17 protein-coding genes are annotated in these 18,888 nt (G+C 51.9%); 9 read left to right on the forward strand and 8 right to left on the reverse strand.

Translation table 11 applies throughout. The annotated features are described in order from the left end of the window. Window positions 1-5 precede the first annotated feature (5 nt). Window positions 6-797, forward strand: a complete 792-nt coding sequence (locus IM317_RS19580; protein ID WP_033146488.1) for a DUF2950 family protein — start codon at window positions 6-8, stop codon at window positions 795-797. Between the two features lie 53 nt (window positions 798-850). On the opposite strand, the gene lpdA is transcribed toward IM317_RS19580, so the two are convergent. The 4 genes from lpdA to pdhR all read right to left on the reverse strand — a co-directional run bounded on the left by lpdA (window position 851) and on the right by pdhR (window position 8,030). Beyond that, window positions 851-2,275, reverse strand: coding sequence for a dihydrolipoyl dehydrogenase (gene lpdA / locus IM317_RS19585; RefSeq protein ID WP_003856313.1), 1,425 nt, complete (start codon window positions 2,273-2,275; stop codon window positions 851-853). Window positions 2,276-2,450: 175 nt separating this feature from the next. Then, entirely contained in the window at window positions 2,451-4,343 is a 1,893-nt protein-coding gene (aceF, locus tag IM317_RS19590) for a pyruvate dehydrogenase complex dihydrolipoyllysine-residue acetyltransferase (RefSeq protein ID WP_033144648.1), read from the reverse strand. Window positions 4,344-4,357: 14 nt separating this feature from the next. Beyond that, a complete protein-coding gene (gene aceE / locus IM317_RS19595) occupies window positions 4,358-7,021 on the reverse strand; it encodes a pyruvate dehydrogenase (acetyl-transferring), homodimeric type (RefSeq protein ID WP_023310418.1) in 2,664 nt (887 codons plus the stop codon). Between the two features lie 244 nt (window positions 7,022-7,265). Next, complete coding sequence (gene pdhR, locus IM317_RS19600) at window positions 7,266-8,030, reverse strand: pyruvate dehydrogenase complex transcriptional repressor PdhR (protein ID WP_008501960.1); 765 nt, start codon at window positions 8,028-8,030, stop codon at window positions 7,266-7,268. Between the two features lie 263 nt (window positions 8,031-8,293). Here pdhR and IM317_RS19605 point away from each other — a divergent pair, with 263 nt between their 5' ends. The 4 genes from IM317_RS19605 (at window position 8,294) to IM317_RS19620 (ending at window position 12,461) form a co-directional block, all read left to right on the forward strand. Then, window positions 8,294-8,521 carry a hypothetical protein gene (locus IM317_RS19605; RefSeq protein ID WP_080277755.1) on the forward strand — a complete coding sequence of 76 codons (228 nt, stop codon included), beginning with the start codon at window positions 8,294-8,296 and terminating at the stop codon, window positions 8,519-8,521. Window positions 8,522-8,567: 46 nt separating this feature from the next. Continuing rightward, window positions 8,568-9,938, forward strand: a complete 1,371-nt coding sequence (aroP, locus tag IM317_RS19610; RefSeq protein ID WP_029739677.1) for an aromatic amino acid transporter AroP — start codon at window positions 8,568-8,570, stop codon at window positions 9,936-9,938. A 164-nt stretch (window positions 9,939-10,102) separates the two neighbouring features. Then, window positions 10,103-11,500, forward strand: coding sequence for a glycoside-pentoside-hexuronide (GPH):cation symporter (locus IM317_RS19615; protein WP_033144647.1), 1,398 nt, complete (start codon window positions 10,103-10,105; stop codon window positions 11,498-11,500). 10 nt (window positions 11,501-11,510) lie between these two features. Then, window positions 11,511-12,461: a family 43 glycosylhydrolase gene (locus tag IM317_RS19620; protein ID WP_033144646.1), complete on the forward strand. Its 951-nt coding sequence runs from the start codon at window positions 11,511-11,513 to the stop codon at window positions 12,459-12,461. An 18-nt stretch (window positions 12,462-12,479) separates the two neighbouring features. Here IM317_RS19620 and ampE read toward each other — a convergent pair whose 3' ends face one another. Both ampE and ampD read right to left on the reverse strand, forming a co-directional pair. Further along, window positions 12,480-13,334: a beta-lactamase regulator AmpE gene (gene ampE / locus IM317_RS19625; RefSeq protein ID WP_033144645.1), complete on the reverse strand. Its 855-nt coding sequence runs from the start codon at window positions 13,332-13,334 to the stop codon at window positions 12,480-12,482. Between the two features lie 9 nt (window positions 13,335-13,343). Beyond that, window positions 13,344-13,895, reverse strand: coding sequence for a 1,6-anhydro-N-acetylmuramyl-L-alanine amidase AmpD (gene ampD, locus IM317_RS19630; RefSeq protein WP_049016024.1), 552 nt, complete (start codon window positions 13,893-13,895; stop codon window positions 13,344-13,346). Between the two features lie 87 nt (window positions 13,896-13,982). Here ampD and nadC point away from each other — a divergent pair, with 87 nt between their 5' ends. Together nadC and IM317_RS24310 are read left to right on the forward strand one after the other, a co-directional pair. Then, window positions 13,983-14,876, forward strand: a complete 894-nt coding sequence (gene nadC / locus IM317_RS19635) for a carboxylating nicotinate-nucleotide diphosphorylase (protein WP_033144643.1) — start codon at window positions 13,983-13,985, stop codon at window positions 14,874-14,876. 174 nt (window positions 14,877-15,050) lie between these two features. Beyond that, window positions 15,051-15,116, forward strand: coding sequence for a prepilin-type N-terminal cleavage/methylation domain-containing protein (locus IM317_RS24310; protein WP_071993596.1), 66 nt, complete (start codon window positions 15,051-15,053; stop codon window positions 15,114-15,116). Window positions 15,117-15,312: 196 nt separating this feature from the next. Here IM317_RS24310 and IM317_RS19645 read toward each other — a convergent pair whose 3' ends face one another. Then, entirely contained in the window at window positions 15,313-15,933 is a 621-nt protein-coding gene (locus IM317_RS19645) for a recombinase family protein (RefSeq protein WP_033144642.1), read from the reverse strand. A 333-nt stretch (window positions 15,934-16,266) separates the two neighbouring features. Here IM317_RS19645 and IM317_RS19650 point away from each other — a divergent pair, with 333 nt between their 5' ends. Next, a complete protein-coding gene (locus IM317_RS19650) occupies window positions 16,267-17,070 on the forward strand; it encodes a hypothetical protein (protein WP_033144641.1) in 804 nt (267 codons plus the stop codon). Further along, window positions 17,067-17,936 carry a hypothetical protein gene (locus tag IM317_RS19655; protein ID WP_033144640.1) on the forward strand — a complete coding sequence of 290 codons (870 nt, stop codon included), beginning with the start codon at window positions 17,067-17,069 and terminating at the stop codon, window positions 17,934-17,936. The genes IM317_RS19650 and IM317_RS19655 overlap by 4 nt, the downstream gene beginning before the upstream one ends. Window positions 17,937-18,361: 425 nt before the next feature. Here the strand turns inward: IM317_RS19655 and IM317_RS19660 are convergent, their stop codons facing one another. Further along, window positions 18,362-18,757 (reverse strand): hypothetical protein, encoded by a 396-nt coding sequence (locus IM317_RS19660; RefSeq protein WP_125258782.1) that lies wholly within the window; start codon window positions 18,755-18,757, stop codon window positions 18,362-18,364. Between the last annotated feature and the right edge of the window lie 131 nt (window positions 18,758-18,888).

The raw sequence follows: 18,888 nt of genomic DNA on the forward strand, positions 1-18,888 counted from the left end.
CCGACATGAAACGTAAACTACTCAGCGGAATGGTGTTATTTATGCTTTCGGCCCCGGTGATGGCGCAGCAGTCTTTTAGCACACCCGCTCAGGCAACCGATGCGCTGACCAAAGCCATCAGTGAGCAAAATGAGAGCGAGATGACCAACCTGCTCGGAGAGAACTGGCGCGATTTTCTGCCGCCTGAGGGCGTTGATCCGGATGCTGTCGATCGCTTCCTGCGCGACTGGAACGTCCGTCATACCACGGTTGTCGAAGGAGATACGGCACACCTGGTCGTCGGAGACAGCGGCTGGCAGCTTCCCATCCCGGTGATCAAAACCTCGGCAGGCTGGCAGTTCGACATCAAAGAAGGCGCTGAAGAGATCCTGACCCGTGAAATCGGGCGTAACGAGCTCGCCGCCATTGAAGCCTTGCATGCCTATGTTGATGCGCAGAGAAGCTATTTTGCGATGAACCAGAAATACGCGCAGAAGATTGTCAGCTCGAAAGGCAAAAAAGACGGTTTGTACTGGCCTGCCTCGCCCGGCGAAGCGCCCAGCCCGCTCGGCCCGGCATTTAGCCCAAAAGAGCCAGGTACCGGCTATCACGGCTATCGCTTCCGCATCCTGCCGGACAATCACGGTTTCGCTATGGTGGCCTGGCCGGTCAGCTATGGTCAGACGGGCGTCATGAGCTTTGTGATAAACCAGGACGACAAGGTGTACCAGTCCGATCTCGGCAGCGATTCAGAGCAGAAAGCCCGGGCGCTAGCCGCCTATAACCCTGATAAAACCTGGCAGCCTGTGGCCCCCTGAACGCAGCGCATAAAAAAAGCGGCCATTGGCCGCTTTTTTTCATCTGAAGAAACTTATTTCTTCTTCGCTTTCGCGTTTGGCAGGTCGGTGATGCTGCCTTCAAACACTTCTGCCGCCAGGCCCACGGACTCGTGCAGAGTCGGGTGAGCGTGGATGGTCAGCGCGATGTCTTCAGCGTCACAGCCCATTTCGATAGCCAGACCGATTTCACCCAGCAGCTCGCCGCCGTTGGTACCGACAATCGCACCACCGATGACGCGGTGAGTCTCTTTGTCGAAGATCAGTTTGGTCATACCGTCAGCGCAGTCGGAAGCGATAGCACGGCCAGAAGCAGCCCACGGGAAGGTGGCGGTTTCGTAGCTGATGCCTTTCTCTTTCGCTTCTTTCTCAGTCAGACCGACCCATGCCACTTCTGGCTCGGTGTACGCGATAGATGGAATGACTTTCGGATCGAAGTAGTGCTTCATGCCGGCGATAACTTCAGCGGCAACGTGACCTTCGTGGACACCTTTGTGCGCCAGCATTGGCTGACCGACGATATCGCCGATAGCAAAGATGTGCGGCACGTTAGTGCGCAGCTGCTTGTCAACGCGGATAAAGCCACGGTCGTCCACTTCCACGCCAGCTTTGCCCGCGTCGAGGTTTTTACCGTTCGGCACACGGCCAATAGCCACCAGCACGGCGTCGTAACGCTGTGGTTCGGATGGGGCTTTTTTGCCTTCCATGGAAACGTAAATACCGTCTTCTTTCGCTTCAACGGCAGTCACTTTGGTTTCCAGCATCAGGTTGAATTTCTTGCTGATGCGTTTGGTGAAGACTTTAACGATGTCTTTGTCGGCAGCCGGGATAACCTGGTCGAACATTTCAACCACGTCGATCTCTGAACCCAGCGCATGGTACACGGTACCCATTTCCAGACCGATGATACCGCCGCCCATGACCAGCAGACGCTTAGGAACGGTTTTCAGCTCCAGCGCATCGGTGGAATCCCACACGCGTGGATCTTCATGCGGAATGAATGGCAGTTCGATTGGGCGAGAGCCTGCCGCGATGATCGCGTTGTCGAAGTTGATCACGGTTTTGCCGTTTTCGCCTTCCACTTCCAGGGTGTTCGCACCGGTGAATTTACCCAGACCGTTTACCACTTTCACTTTACGGCCTTTGGCCATACCCGCCAGACCGCCGGTCAGCTGAGTGATAACTTTCTCTTTCCAGGTACGAATTTTGTCGATATCGGTTTTCGGCTCGCCGAAGACGATACCGTGTTCAGCCAGCGCTTTGGCTTCTTCGATAACTTTCGCTACGTGCAGCAGCGCTTTAGAAGGGATACAGCCGACGTTCAGACAAACACCGCCGAGGGTGCTGTAACGTTCTACGATGACGGTTTCCAGACCTAAATCCGCTGCACGGAATGCTGCGGAGTAACCTGCCGGGCCTGCCCCAAGTACTACGACCTGAGTTTTGATTTCTGTGCTCATCATGACCTCTTAATTTATACCCGTCGTCCACCGGGTCGTTCTATCCGCCCGCAGTTTACAAAATTGTTAACAATTTTGAAACAACAAACGGCTCACGAATTGTCGCTTTCGCCAATAACCTCACAAACACCATGAGATTATCAGAAAAAAGCCGGCCGACTGGCCGGCTTTTCGATTACATCACCAGGCGGCGAATGTCGCTCAGCATGTTGTTGATGATGGTGATGAAGCGCGCACCATCAGCACCGTCGATCACGCGGTGGTCGAAGGACAGAGAGATTGGCATCATCAGACGCGGCACGAACTCTTTGCCATTCCACACCGGCTCCATCGCGGACTTGGACACACCGAGGATAGCCACTTCCGGCGCGTTAACGATCGGCGCGAAGTGGGTGGTACCCAGGCCGCCGATGCTGGAGATAGTGAAGCAGCCGCCCTGCATTTCGCCGGCAGTCAGCTTACCATCACGCGCTTTCTTGGAGATCACGGTCAGTTCACGGGACAGCTCAGTGATGCTCTTCTTGTTCACGTCTTTGAAGACCGGAACAACCAGACCATTTGGCGTATCAACCGCAACACCGATGTTGATGTATTTCTTCAGCGTCAGCTTCTGGCCGTCTTCGGACAGGGAGCTGTTGAAGCGTGGCATCTGCTCAAGGGCAGCGGCAACGGCTTTCATGATGAAGACCACTGGGGTGAATTTCACGTCCAGTTTGCGCTTCTCAGCTTCAGCGTTCTGCTGTTTACGGAACGCTTCCAGATCGGTGATATCGGTTTTGTCGAAGTGCGTAACGTGCGGGATCATCACCCAGTTACGGCTCAGGTTAGCACCAGAGATTTTCTGGATGCGGCCCAGCTCCACTTCTTCGATTTCGCCGAACTTGCTGAAGTCCACTTTCGGCCATGGCAGCATGCCCGGGATACCGCCGCCAGCGGCCGCAGCAGGTGCAGCTTCGGCGCGTTTCACCGCGTCTTTCACGTAGGTCTGAACGTCTTCGCGCAGGATACGACCCTTACGGCCGGTTCCTTTCACTTTCGCCAGGTTCACACCGAACTCGCGCGCCAGGCGACGAATCAGCGGGGTAGCGTGGACGTAAGCGTCGTTTTCAGCGAACTCAGATTTTTCTGCTTTAGCAGCAGGGGCAGCGGCTGGTTTAGCAGCCTGCGCCGGTGCAGCCGCTGCTGGAGCAGCCGCGGCAGCCGGAGCTGCGGCAGGCGCAGCGCCTTCCACTTCGAAGACCATGATCAGAGAGCCGGTAGACACTTTGTCGCCGGTGCTGATCTTAATCTCTTTAACGGTACCCGCGAACGGCGCTGGCACTTCCATAGAAGCTTTGTCGCCTTCAACGGTGATCAGTGACTGTTCAGCGGCAACTTTGTCGCCCACTTTCACCATCACTTCGGTCACTTCAACTTCGTCACCGCCGATGTCCGGTACGTTAACATCTTTCGCGCCGCCAGCAGCTGCTGGTGCAGCAGCCGGAGCCGGAGCAGCGGCCTGCGCAGGCGCTGCAGCAGGTGCAGCACCCGCCACTTCGAAGACCATGATCAGGGAGCCGGTAGACACTTTGTCGCCGGTGTTGATCTTGATCTCTTTAACGGTACCCGCGAACGGAGCCGGCACTTCCATAGAGGCTTTGTCGCCTTCTACGGTGATCAGTGACTGCTCAGCCGCAACGGTGTCGCCCACTTTCACCAGGATTTCAGTGACTTCAACTTCGTCACCGCCGATGTCAGGCACGTTCACTTCTTTCGCGCTCGCGGCAGCTGCTGGAGCAGCGGCGGCCGGAGCGGCTTTCTTCTCTTCCTGCGCAGGTGCAGCAGCTGCTGCACCGTCGGCGGAATCGAAAATCATGATCAGTTTGCCGGTCTCGGTTTTATCGCCAACAGAGACTTTGATCTCTTTAACGATGCCAGCCTGAGGAGACGGGACTTCCATAGAGGCTTTGTCGCCTTCTACGGTGATCAGCGACTGTTCAGCTTCAACTTTGTCGCCTACTTTGACCAGGATCTCGGTGATTTCAACTTCATCAGCCCCGATGTCCGGTACATTGATTTCGATAGCCATTATTCTTTTACCTCTTACGCCAGACGCGGGTTAACTTTTTCTGCATCGATGTTGAATTTGGTGATTGCGTCCGCAACCACTTTCTTATCGATTTCGCCACGTTTAGCCAGTTCGCCCAGTGCTGCTACAACCACGTAAGAAGCATCAACTTCGAAGTGGTGACGCAGGTTTTCGCGGCTGTCAGAACGACCGAAGCCGTCAGTACCCAGAACGCGATAATCATCAGCTGGAACGTAAGTACGAACCTGCTCAGCGAACAGTTTCATATAGTCAGTAGACGCCACCGCTGGCGCGTCGTTCATCACCTGAGCGATGTACGGAACGCGTGGAGTTTCCAGTGGGTGCAGCATGTTCCAGCGCTCACAATCCTGGCCATCACGCGCCAGTTCAGTGAAGGAGGTCACAGAGTACACGTCGGAACCCACGCCGTAGTCTTTCGCCAGAATCTGCGCTGCTTCACGTACGTGACGCAGGATAGAGCCGGAGCCCAGCAGCTGAACTTTACCTTTGCTACCTTCGATGGTTTCGAGTTTGTAGATACCTTTACGGATACCTTCCTCGGCACCTGCTGGCATTGCCGGCATGTGGTAGTTTTCGTTCAGGGTGGTGATGTAGTAGTAAATGTTCTCTTGCGCTTCACCGTACATGCGCTGCAGACCGTCATGCATGATGACTGCCACTTCGTATGCGTAAGACGGATCGTAAGAGATACAGTTAGGGATAGTCAGAGACTGAATGTGGCTGTGGCCATCTTCGTGCTGCAGACCTTCACCGTTCAGAGTCGTACGACCGGAGGTACCGCCTACCAGGAAGCCGCGAGCCTGCTGGTCGCCTGCCTGCCAGCACAGGTCACCGATACGCTGGAACCCGAACATGGAGTAGTAAATGTAGAACGGGATCATCGGCAGGTTGTTGGTGCTGTAAGAGGTCGCAGCAGCCAGCCAGGATGCGCCTGCGCCCAGCTCGTTGATACCTTCCTGCAGGATCTGACCTTTCTCGTCTTCTTTGTAGTATGCAACCTGCTCACGGTCCTGCGGGGTGTACTGCTGGCCGTTCGGGCTGTAGATACCGATCTGACGGAACAGACCTTCCATACCGAAAGTACGCGCTTCGTCGGCGATGATTGGAACCAGACGATCTTTGATCGACTTGTTCTTCAGCATCACGTTCAGGGCACGAACGAAAGCGATAGTGGTAGAGATCTCTTTGTTCTGCTCTTCCAGCAGCTGAGAGAAGTCTTCCAGCGCTGGCAGTTCCAGCTTCTCGGTGAAGTTAGGCTGACGAGCTGGCAGGTAGCCTTTCAGCGCCTGACGACGTTCGTGCAGGTACTTGTGCTCTTCAGAACCTTCCGGGAAGGTGATGTAAGACAGGTTTTCTACCTGCTCATCGGTCACTGGAACGTTGAAACGGTCGCGGATATAACGCACGCCGTCCATGTTCATTTTCTTAACCTGGTGAGCGATGTTTTTACCTTCTGCGGTATCACCCATGCCGTAACCTTTGATGGTATGGGCCAGGATTACAGTCGCTTTACCTTTGGTTTCGCGCGCTTTTTTCAGTGCAGCGTAGACTTTCTTCGGATCGTGACCACCGCGGTTCAGAGCCCAGATCTGCTCATCAGTCCAGTCTGCAACCAGTGCTGCGGTTTCAGGGTATTTGCCGAAGAAGTGCTCACGAACGTAGGCACCGTCTTTGGATTTGAAGGTCTGGTAGTCACCGTCAACGGTTTCGTTCATCAGCTGGATCAGCTTACCGCTGGTGTCTTTACGCAGCAGTTCATCCCAACGACCGCCCCACATGACTTTGATCACGTTCCAGCCAGCACCTGCGAAGATGCCTTCCAGTTCGTTGATGATCTTGCCGTTACCGGTTACCGGACCATCCAGACGCTGCAGGTTACAGTTGATGATGAAGCACAGGTTGTCCAGCTTCTCACGGGTTGCGATGGTGATCGCACCTTTGGATTCTGGCTCATCCATTTCGCCGTCGCCCAGGAAGGCGTAAACGGTCTGCTCAGAGGTGTCTTTCAGACCACGGTGTTCCAGGTATTTCAGGAATTTAGCCTGATAGATCGCACCGATTGGGCCCAGACCCATAGATACGGTCGGGAACTGCCAGAATTCAGGCATCAGTTTAGGGTGCGGGTAAGAAGACAGACCTTTACCGTGAACTTCCTGACGGAAGTTGTTCATCTGCTCTTCAGTCAGACGACCTTCCAGGAATGCACGTGCATAGATGCCCGGAGAGATGTGGCCCTGGAAGTACACCAGATCGCCGCCGTCTTTCTCGTTCGCTGCACGGAAGAAGTGGTTGAAGCACACTTCGTAAACGGTTGCAGAAGACTGGAAGGACGCCATGTGGCCACCCAGTTCCAGGTCTTTCTTGGATGCGCGCAGAACGGTCATGATGGCGTTCCAGCGGATTGCAGAACGGATACGACGTTCCAGATCCAGATTGCCCGGGTATTCCGGTTCGTCTTCGACGGCAATCGTGTTTACGTAGTTGCTAGCCCCTGCACCTGAAGCAACCTTCACACCGCCTTTGCGGGCTTCAGAAAGCAGCTGATCAATCAGATACTGAGCGCGCTCAACACCTTCTTCACGGATGACCGATTCGATCGCCTGTAGCCAGTCGCGAGTTTCGATCGGATCCACGTCATTTTGGAGACGTTCTGACATGGGGGTATTCCTTATCTATCTAATACGTTGATTTGTCTGGAACCTGTCCCATTGTGCTCTTTGTTCTTAATATTTCGGGTTATCTCTTTGTTGGCTGCGCTTTCTCACCCCGGTCACATAGTTCGCTATGCTCCCGGGGATTCGCGCGCTTGCCGCCGCGATATAACCCGAACTATTTGAACAACCAAAAGCACAATAAGACAGGTTCTGCGTTTAGTTGCCGCGCTCTAAAAGTACCTGGCGCTTAATCCTTTCGTTGCTGTATGCGGCGTAATGAACGTTCGCGACGCGATTGTTCACGGCTGCGGTCCAGCAAGATTTCCTCAATGAAAGCCAGATGTCGGTGCGACGCTTCGCGCGCCTGCTCCGGTTCCCCGGCCATTATCGCCTCGAATACTCGGGTGCGATGGTTGCTTACCAGTGGGAGCATGTCCCGACGGGCATACAACAATTCAAAATTCTGACGAACGTTCTGGGCCAGCATCGGCTCCATGCAGCGTAGCAGATGGAGGAGCACCACGTTGTGGGCCGCTTCGGTGACGGCGATTTGATACTGGACGACGGCGCTGGACTCGGCGTCTAGATCGCCGGACTGCTGTGCCCGTTCAATGGCCTGATGCAGTTCGCGGATACGCACGCGATCTTCATCAGTGCTGCGAAGGGCGGCGTAATAGGCCGCAATACCTTCAAGCGCGTGACGGGTCTCAAGCAGGTCAAACTGGGATTCTGGGTGGTCAGAGAGAAGTTCTACCAGCGGATCGCTGAAGCTCTGCCACAGGCTGTTTTGCACAAAGGTTCCGCCGCCCTGGCGACGAAGCAGCAAGCCCTTTGCTTCGAGACGTTGAATCGCCTCACGCAGAGAGGGACGTGAAACGTCGAACTGTTTTGCCAGCTCGCGTTCTGGCGGAAGTTTCTCACCCGGGCGCAGAGTCCCTTCGAGGATTAAAAACTCCAGCTGCTGCTCAATCACATCAGATAGTTTTGGTTGGCGAATTTTGCTGTAGGCCATATTCCCTGTCTTACGCCTTTTTGCCCGGAGTCAATTGGTCTTACCAATTTCTATTTCGTATCGCTAAAGTAACAAAGTATTCACCTTCTGTCCATATTGGTTTTGATTGAAATCAGTAAACCCTGCACATTTTAACAACCTTACAGAAATAACGTTTCAGAAATGTAACTTTGCACAAATGAGTTGATTACTCCTTAAGAGGGAGTTTTAACCATAATGAAACGAGGGTTTTGGCAATCTGAAGCGATTCAACAAGGCAAATAATGAAAATTCGCCCACTTACGGAGCATTTCTATTCTATAGGTTGGGTTAGGAAGAATGAGCGGGCCGATTTACAAATGCTTTCTTTTTATTCAAGTCGTCATCACCCCTTCATAAAGCAGGTGCATTCGCTGGCGCTTACCACTATTCTTGCGCTTACGGAAGTCATGTCCGCTTTTTTCGGTCTCGTTAACCGTAAAGAAATAAATACAGAATATGGATTTTCATAATTACACACGCACAGCGTGAACATAACAACCACACACGAGGTTTCAAATGGAAGCTCAACAGCACGGCGATCAGCTAAAGCGCGGGCTTAAAAACCGCCATATACAGCTCATCGCACTGGGCGGTGCGATTGGTACTGGCCTGTTTCTGGGCAGCGCATCCGTTATCCAGTCAGCCGGTCCCGGCATTATTTTGGGTTACGCGATTGCCGGCTTTATTGCCTTTCTGATTATGCGACAGCTGGGTGAAATGGTCGTTGAAGAGCCGGTCGCAGGCTCCTTCAGCCACTTTGCCTATAAATACTGGGGCAGCTTTGCCGGTTTCGCCTCGGGCTGGAACTACTGGGTGCTGTACGTTCTGGTTGCCATGGCCGAGCTTACCGCCGTCGGGAAATACATTCAGTTCTGGTATCCCGAGATCCCAACCTGGGCCTCCGCAGCGGCTTTCTTCGTCATTATTAACGCCATTAACCTGACCAACGTAAAAGTGTTCGGTGAGATGGAGTTCTGGTTCGCTATCATCAAGGTCATTGCCGTTGTGGCGATGATTATCTTCGGCGGCTGGCTGCTGTTCAGCGGCAACGGCGGCCCGCAGGCAACCGTGCGCAACCTCTGGGAACAGGGCGGCTTCCTGCCTCACGGCATGACCGGTCTGGTGATGATGATGGCCATCATCATGTTCTCCTTCGGCGGCCTGGAGCTGGTGGGCATCACCGCTGCTGAAGCCGACAACCCGGAGCAGAGCATTCCAAAAGCCACTAACCAGGTTATCTACCGCATTCTGATCTTCTATGTGGGCTCGCTGGCCGTGCTGCTCTCCCTGCTGCCGTGGACGCGCGTGACCGCCGACACCAGCCCGTTTGTGCTGATCTTCCACGAGCTGGGCGATACCTTTGTAGCAAACGCACTCAACGTGGTTGTTCTGACAGCAGCGCTCTCCGTTTACAACAGCTGCGTATACTGCAACAGCCGCATGCTGTTCGGCCTGGCCCAGCAGGGCAACGCGCCTAAAGCGCTGCTCAACGTCGATAAACGCGGCGTGCCGGTAAACACAATTCTGGTTTCGGCGGTTGTGACCGCGCTGTGCGTGCTCATTAACTATATGGCACCGGAATCGGCGTTTGGCCTGCTGATGGCACTGGTGGTCTCTGCCCTGGTCATCAACTGGGCGATGATCAGCCTGGCGCACATGAAGTTCCGCCGCGCCAAGCAGCAGCAGGGCGTCACCACCCGCTTCCCTGCCCTGCTCTATCCGCTGGGCAACTGGGTGTGCCTGGTGTTCATGGCGGCCGTGCTGGTGATCATGCTGATCACGCCGGGTATGGCGATTTCCGTCTACCTGATCCCGGTCTGGATTGCGATCCTTGGCGTGGGCTATCTCTTCAGCCAGAAAAGCCGTAATGCCATGAAAGCACACTAAGCCTCTCTCCGCGGCGCCTGCTTTTGCGGGTGCCGCGCGTTGTTACCTCCCTCACACTTTCACGCCCACAGCGCATTTATCCATATCACCGCCCTGATACTGCAACGCATATATTCCTTCGCCAGCAAATAATTCTCTCCATACCGTAAACCGGAGAGCTGTCGATGGATAACAACACACTGTCAGTAAAAGAAAAGATCGGCTATGGGATGGGCGACGCGGGATGCAACATCATCTTCGGCGCCATCATGCTGTTTGTTAACTATTTTTATACGGATATTTTTGGCCTCGCCCCTGCGCTGGTCGGCGTGCTGCTGCTTTCCGTGCGCGTGATTGACGCCGTAACGGACCCGATCATGGGCGCGATTGCTGACCGTACCCGCAGCAAATATGGTCGGTTTCGTCCATGGCTGCTGTGGATCGCTTTCCCCTACGCGCTGTTCAGCATTCTGATGTTCACCACGCCGGAGTGGAGCTATAACAGCAAAGTTATCTATGCGTTTGTCACCTACTTCCTGCTCTCTTTAACCTATACGGCCATCAACATTCCCTACTGCTCGCTGGGCGGGGTGATCACCAACGATCCAAAAGAGCGCGTGGCCTGCCAGTCGTATCGCTTCGTGCTGGTCGGCATCGCCACGCTGCTGCTCTCATTAACGCTGCTGCCGATGGCCGACTGGTTTGGCGGGGATAACAAAGCCAAAGGTTACCAGATGGCGATGACCGTCCTGGCGCTGATTGGCACCTGCATGTTCCTGTTCTGCTTCGCCACCGTGCGCGAGCGCGTGCGTCCGGCGGTACAGACCAACGACGAGCTGAAAAACGATCTCAAAGACGTGTGGAAGAACGACCAGTGGGTACGCATTCTGCTCCTGACCCTGTGCAACGTCTGCCCGGGCTTTATCCGCATGGCGGCCACCATGTATTACGTCACCTGGGTGATGGGCCAGAGCACCCATTTCGCCACGCTGTTTATCAGCCTGGGCGTGGTCGGCATGATGCTCGGCAGCGTGCTGGCAAAAGTGCTGACCGACCGCTGGTGTAAGCTCAAGGTCTTCTTCTGGACCAATATCGTTCTGGCGATTTTCTCAACCGCCTTTTATTTCTTCGACCCGAAAGCCACCGCCACCATCGTGGTGCTCTACTTCCTGCTGAACATCCTGCACCAGATCCCGTCTCCGCTGCACTGGTCGCTGATGGCCGACGTGGACGACTACGGCGAGTGGAAGACCGGTAAGCGCATCACCGGGATCAGCTTCTCCGGCAACATCTTCTTCCTGAAGCTGGGGCTGGCGATTGCCGGGGCGATGGTCGGCTTCCTGCTCTCCTGGTACGGCTATGACGCGGGCGCAAAAGCGCAGAGCGCGGACGCCATTAATGGGATCGTGCTGCTCTTTACCGTCATTCCCGGCATTGGATACTTAGTTACCGCTGGCGTAGTGCGCCTGCTGAAAGTGGACCGCGAAACCATGAAGCAGATCCAGTCCGATCTGGAAAAGCGTCGCAATAACTACCGCGAGCTGAATGATTATCAGGAACTCAAAGCCGCAGAGACAAAATAAGGAAAGCCGAATGCAAACCTGGCCAAACCCGTTTATTGAACAACGCGCCGATCCGTACATTTTACGCCACGAGGGGCAGTACTATTTTATCGCCTCCGTGCCGGAGTACGACAGGCTGGCGATCCGCCGCGAAGAGTCTCTGGAAGGCTTACGTAATGCCGAAGAAGTGGTGGTCTGGCGCAAGCCCAACACCGGCCCGATGAGCCAGCTGATCTGGGCGCCGGAACTGCACCACATCGACGGGAAGTGGTACATCTATTTTGCTGCGACGCACACCCAGGCGCTCGACGCGCTCGGAATGTTCCAGCACCGTATGTTCGCCATTGAATGTGCCGACGGCGATCCGCTCACCGGCACGTGGGTGGAGAAAGGGCAAATCAAAACGCCTTTCGATACCTTCGCTCTGGACGCCACCACCTTTGTTCATCAGGGGAAACGCTGGTATCTGTGGGCGCAAAAAGCGCCGGACATCACCGGTAACTCCAATCTTTATCTGTGTGAAATGGAGAACCCGTGGACGCTGAAAGGCGAGCCGGTGATGCTCAGCAAGCCTGACCACGACTGGGAGCGTCGCGGGTTTTGGGTCAACGAAGGCCCGGCGGTACTGGTTCACGGCGATAAGCTGTTTATCAGCTATTCCGCCAGCGCTACCGACGAGAACTACTGCATGGGTCTACTGTGGATAGACCTGAATGCCGATCCGCAAAACCCGGCAAACTGGCACAAATCCCCCCATCCGGTGTTCGTTACCAGCTACGAAAATCGTCAGTACGGCCCGGGCCACAACAGTTTTACGCAAACGCCGGAAGGGGAAGATGTGCTGGTGTATCACGCGCGGAATTACACCGAAATTGAGGGCGACCCGCTGTACGATCCGAATCGCCATACCCGACTGAAGCTTGTCCGCTGGAATGAAAGCGGGATGCCTGATTTCGGCATCCCGCCCGCGGATACGCTTTAGCCTTTGCGGCGCGCTGGCCTACACCAGCGTGCCGTAAATCGTCAGTAGCGCCACGATCACCACCACCACAAACGACGTTTTCTTCGCCATGGAGACAGCGGCTTTCGGCGTTTCAATCTTGTCGGTATGCGGCTCACGCGCCAGCGAGAACTGCGCCAGACGCGTTAGCACCTGGTACTGCGACGTATGGCGATCGGCAAGAGAAGCGAACCATGCGGGCAGCGCTTTTTCACCGTGACCAATTAACGCGTACACCACGCCGACCAGACGCACCGGGAGCCAGTCGATCACGTGCAGGATGGCGTCAATACCGGACTGCAGGCGTTCATGCGGCGTCAGATAACGGGCAAGCCAGGTCTGCCAGGCGCGCAGGAACGCATATCCCATCAGCAGTACCGGCCCCAGCGGACCACCCACTACAAACCAGAACAGCGGCGCAAGGTAGTAACGGAAGTTAATCCACAGCAGCGCGTTTTGCAGCTCGCGCAGGAATTCGCGCTCGTCACAGTCCGGCGGCACGCCGTGGATCATCGTCAGCTCGCTCGCCATGGCACCGCGCGCATGGGCATCGTCACGGGAGGCGGCTTTCAGGTATGCGTGATAGTGTAAACGCACCTTGCCTGCGCCAATGCACAGCACCCCAAGCAGGATCCACACCACCAGCAGCGGCACGTTGAAAAAGAGTCCGTACAGCGAACGCAGGAGCAGGAACGTAATGACCATCACCCCAGCCATCATCAGCAGCGTGCGCAGCATGGAAAAATGTTTGATACGGCGGAATAATACCTCCAGCCGGTGATCCAGATGCCAGTGCTCGCCGAGCTTAAACAGGCGTTCAGCGATGATAACCAGCAGCATGGTAAACAACGTCATGGTATCTCCTTATTCTGACGACGCGGTGAGCATGGCGCGAAACCGGGACCAGTCAAAGGCCGGGCCGGGATCGGTTTTTCTCTCCGGGGCTATATCACTGTGTCCCGTGATATTTTCGGCGATAGCCGGGTAGAGTCCGATAAGCGTGCGGGTCACTGCCGCTAGCTGTTGATACTGTGAATCGGTGTAGGGCGTCGTATCCGTTCCTTCCAGTTCGATCCCGATAGAAAAATCGTTGCACCGTTCGCGCCCGTGATACATCGACAAGCCGGCATGCCAGGCGCGCTTATCAAAGGGAACATACTGAACCACTTCACCATCGCGACGAATCAGGCAGTGAGCCGATACGCGCAGATGTGCAATTTCAGCAAAGAAGGGATGAGCATCGGGATCAATCGTTCCCGTGAATAACGCATCGATCCACGGGCCGCCAAATTCACCCGGCGGGAGACTAATATTATGAACCACCAGCAGTGTGGGCTTTTCATCCTCCGGGCGGCAATCGTGGTGCGGCGAGGGCACGTGCCGCGCATCCACCAGCCATCCGTTTTCTAACAACATGCTGGAACTCCTTCTGTATGGTGCAATGACTCGGTTCAGAGTAGCATGTTTCAATATTATGATTCGTTACCAATTTGGAGTTTTATCATGCCGCCTCGCCGCTACAACCCCGACCACCGACGTGAAGCGCTTCTGGAACGTATTAATATGGATATTCCGGCAAGCGTCTCCCATGCTTTGAAAGAAGATCTGGGCGGTGACGTTAACGCTGATAAGGATATTACCGCACAATTGTTGCCAAAAGAGACGCGCTCGCACGCGGTCATTATCACCCGTGAAGACGGCGTTTTTTGCGGCAAGCGTTGGGTTGAAGAGGTCTTTACCCAGCTGGCGGGTGATGATGTGCAGATTATCTGGCACGTTGAGGACGGCGATGCAATTACGGCAAACCAGCCGCTGTTTGAACTGGACGGTCCTTCCCGCGTCTTGCTGACCGGCGAACGTACCGCGCTCAATTTTGTACAAACGCTCTCTGGCGTGGCCAGTGAAGTGCGTCGCTACGTTGACCTGCTGGCCGGTACCCGCACCCAGCTGCTGGATACCCGCAAAACGCTGCCGGGCCTGCGCACCGCGCTGAAGTATGCGGTGCTCTGCGGCGGCGGCGCAAACCATCGCCTGGGCTTATCCGACGCCTTCCTGATTAAAGAGAACCACATTATTGCCTCTGGCTCCGTGCGTCAGGCGGTGGAGAAAGCCTTCTGGCTGCACCCGGATGTGCCTGTCGAGGTAGAGGTCGAAAGCCTGGAAGAGCTGGAGCAGGCGATCAAGGCCGGGGCCGATATCATCATGCTCGATAACTTCGAAACAGAGCAGATGCGCGAGGCGGTAAAACTGACTAACGGCCGGGCCCAGCTTGAAGTATCCGGGAACGTCACTTTCGAAACGATCCGTGAATTCGCCGAAACCGGCGTGGATTACATCTCCGTCGGCGCGTTGACTAAACACGTTCGCGCCCTCGACCTCTCAATGCGCTTCAAATAACGCATTCTCCCCTCTCCACCCGGAGAGGGGAATTTCAGCCCCGCTCGCAGATCCGCTGTTCTTCCCTGCAACACTGAATAAATTCTCTGAAGCCTCCTTCCCGTTCCCTTTTTTGCCTCTCGTTTCTCCTCTTTCCCGCTGACAAAGTAGCGCCACTTTGCATAAGGAGCAGATATGAACAGACAACAAGGCTTCACCCTCATTGAGCTGATGGTGGTTATTGACAGTGAATTACTGTAATAATCAAATACATAAATCAAACATAAGCCATTGATTATAAAAAATAAAAAAAGAGGCTCTCAAGCCTCTTCATTATGTTGTTTCTGGATATCGAAAGGATTCGGGAAACAATGCTCTATGCAAATGCTTTCTATCCCCCCTTCCGCTATATCAGTCCTCAATACTGCCAGTACTGACCTTCGCCACCAATGGTTGACTATCCTTCTGTAGCAGAAGAATTTTTAGCCACTTTCGCAATAGTCGCTCTGGAGCAACCGATTAACGCCTGAATTTTGTTCCAGCTTTTTCCATCAGACAGTAGCTCTTGTACTTTACTGTGCAGACTCTCATCTACCGGGCGGCCTCGATACTTTTTCTCATTTTTGGCCTTTTCAATACCCTGCATTTGCCGTCTGCGGCGATCTTCGTAGTCTTTGCGGCTGATTGCTGCCAACATATCCAACATCATTGAATTCATTGCTTCAAACATACGGGCGGTGAATTCGTCCTGAACATTTAAAAGCTGGTGGCTTGTGGGTAAATCCAACGACACAACTCTGATCCCTTTAGACTCAATAAGCCCTCGAAGGGTTTTCCAATCCTCACCAGTAAGGCGGCTGATTCGATCAATTTGCTCACAAAGCAAAATGTCACCGCGTTCTGCTATTTCCAAAAGAAGGAATAACTGAGGACGTTGCAGGCTTGCACCTGATTCATTCTCTTTGAAGTACCTTGACACTTTCAGATCATGTGAATGAGCAAATGCCTCTAACTCATTAAAGGCTCTGTCTGCATCCTGCTCCTTCGTAGAAGCTCGAAGATAACCCCATACTCTCATGACACACCCCAGCAGTCTGTTTTATCTGGTTCATTATATTTGGTTCACTTTAGGTTGTAAAGTGCATTTAATGAACCAGTCTTGCTGGTGGTCTGCACTGGTCTGCTTGAGGTATACTTATTCGACACCAAGTTAATGATGGATAAGCCTTCATTAGCAATTGATTGCCTCCGAAAGTCTATAACTAGAGGCTACTGAAGCCGCAGCAATTCACATCATGCTCAGGAAAGACTCATGTATGCACTACTAGATTTGCTGGCGAAATCAACAGTACGTTTGATTTGCATTTTTACTCTAGAATTCATTCATCTTTTCGGGGTTATGGATAATTGAATGCACACTTCGATTGAAGTACTCAGCCAAGCAAGTTTCAAGTCGGTTCTCGGCAGACCAAATGAAGGCCAAATGGCCTTGACGCTTTTATGCCTTGTTGATTGGCCTGACGGAGTGCAAAGGCAATCATATGTGAAAATTTTTACTAGGGAAAAAAGCATTGGTGTCTTCAATGAAGTTCTTGGGTACCTGCTTACCAAATCAAATGATCTTCCTGTAGCCCCAAAAGCAGGCATATTGATATTGCCCGATGGTGTCATTGATTCAATTGACAAGCCCGTATCGCCAATTGCCTTTGTTAGCTCCAAGGTTACCGGACATTCTCCGGCTAGCTATTACAACATTGGTGATATGATTAAATTTGAGAGTCTTAGAAGGATTCTTGATGGATGGGAAAAGTTACATAAAACGATCGCTTTTGATGAGTGGGTCGCAAACCAAGATAGAAATTTAGGGAACTTGATCATTGATTCACACAATCAAGTCACCCTTATTGACCACAGTAATATGCCTGTAGATCTCCTGTGGTCTCCTGAAGACTTATCCATAACTATCAACCCAGTCAATAAGTTGGAAATGGCCCTCCGAGCCGTGCCAACCCTTCCTCAGAAAATGGATATAGTAAATGGAGCTAACGGACAAACTGAAGCATTGGAAATCGTAATAGCAGAGATTGCTTATTGGTGTGAAAAGCTTCTGAATCCGCAAGCAAAAGATTGTTTATTGGAATTTTTGAGTCATCGGGCTATTTTTTCCAAAGAAAGATTAAGCAGAAGGCTTGGCGTACTGGCGGGGGTCGCGTGATTAACTTTGATTCTATCCTAAGTGAGCATTCACATCAGCCGATTGTTAAAGGTGAATGGTTTACAATTCAGTGGTGCCCTGATGTTGCCACAGGAGAAAAACTCAATATCGGAGTATGTTTCAAAGATAGTTTTGGCGGGGTATTTGTACAAACTCTTGAGTATTTTGATAGGATTTCTTGCTTGTACTCTCATGGCATGACATTTCACCTTAAGTTAGCTTGTGAAGTGGCTAGGGAGATAGTACTTTCAGGGGAAGTATTTTTATCAAATCAATGCCAGAATTTAACTTTTAAAAACAATGGATATGCTCAAGGTGAATCAGCAGACGACATAGTATCTTCTCTGTTTTCAAATGTTGTTCCTTTATCGGTAAAAGTGACAAAAAAGAGAGAGAAAGTTTACACTCCAATTTCAAGAGATCGCCTTTACAATATAATGGATGGCTACCTCAAACAACACCTTGAATACGAAGAATATTTTGAGATGCGAGACCCATCCCCGTTAAAAAGAATTACACTGGGGCAACAATCGCAAACAATTTATCTTCCTTACAAAGCCAAGACCTCACTCGGAACAATAGCGTCAGCAGCCTATTCTGATGAAAATTTAGCCAAATGTCATTTGTATGATGCTCAAAGAGATATCTCGTTAGCTTTGAATAACTACGATGAGTATAAGTGTGGAGCGATTTTCATATTGTCTCCAAACAATGATCTCAAAGTAGACAAACGCGATCAAGTAGATTTAGAGATTGATAAGTTTTGCTGGTATTTGAAAACACAAGCCATAGAAACCGAAGTTGATAGTGACCCAGATAGTTTATCCGACAGAGCAATCCATTGGTACCGTAGGAAAGCTGCCTAATAATATTCCTAGTTCACAAAAAACCGTCCTTTGGCGGTTTTTTGTGTCGAGAATATCCAAGATTTCCAATCATTGATTTTTAACCAATGCAGGGTTGGTGAAAAGTTCGGTACTGATATCTGAGTACATGGCATTTGGTCGGCGGGGTTGAACCTGATCAGACGAACGGGATTTTAAATCATGCAGAAAAATACTGACTGTACTTTTATCTCAGTAAACGATCCCTTTAACTTTTTTGTCAAAAATCGGGATACCTGGGATTTGATTATTTTGTGATCTAAAGACCAGTAACTTAGCGGCATTTCCATTTCTGTATACAGAAGGCCGCGAAAGCAGCCTTAGATAATATGTATGCCCGCATATCTGGCATTGCTCTACAGTAGAATTGATGAGACAACTCATTACGACAAACTAAATTAGCAAAATCAAGCTGGCGTACATTTATATTGATTTCTAACCACTACAGGTTGCCCTTGAAACTTAATGCGTTGATAATGGTACATTGTTGCTTGATTTACTATCACTATCAAATTCGCATTATCACGAAAAATTCCATTTTTCACTTTCTTTAAAGTGTTTTGTATAAAATTTTTATTTTTATAGTACTCAAGCACTACATGATCATCACTACTATATGACCTGAGTACTGTATCTGTTTTGACTGTTTGCATCACAATATTCGCTTGAATATTAGGGTACTTACTGACACCATCCTCAGTAAAATTATAAACAGGAGTATTTTCATAACAAAATAAATCGGCTCGAACTACACCAGAGAATGACAGTCCAACTAAAAGCACCGTATATATTAATACATTCATTATCATACCTCCGATTTCCATACAGTTTATATCGCCTAATACAAAAAAATATTTACAACTACTTACAGCAATGATTAATTATAAATTCGGGCAATGAATAACCATTGCCCTTATTATGAGCTATTCTCTAA

It is taken from the genome of Enterobacter cloacae complex sp. S3, assembly GCF_014930495.1.
In the GTDB taxonomy this organism is placed as follows: domain Bacteria; phylum Pseudomonadota; class Gammaproteobacteria; order Enterobacterales; family Enterobacteriaceae; genus Enterobacter; species Enterobacter asburiae_B.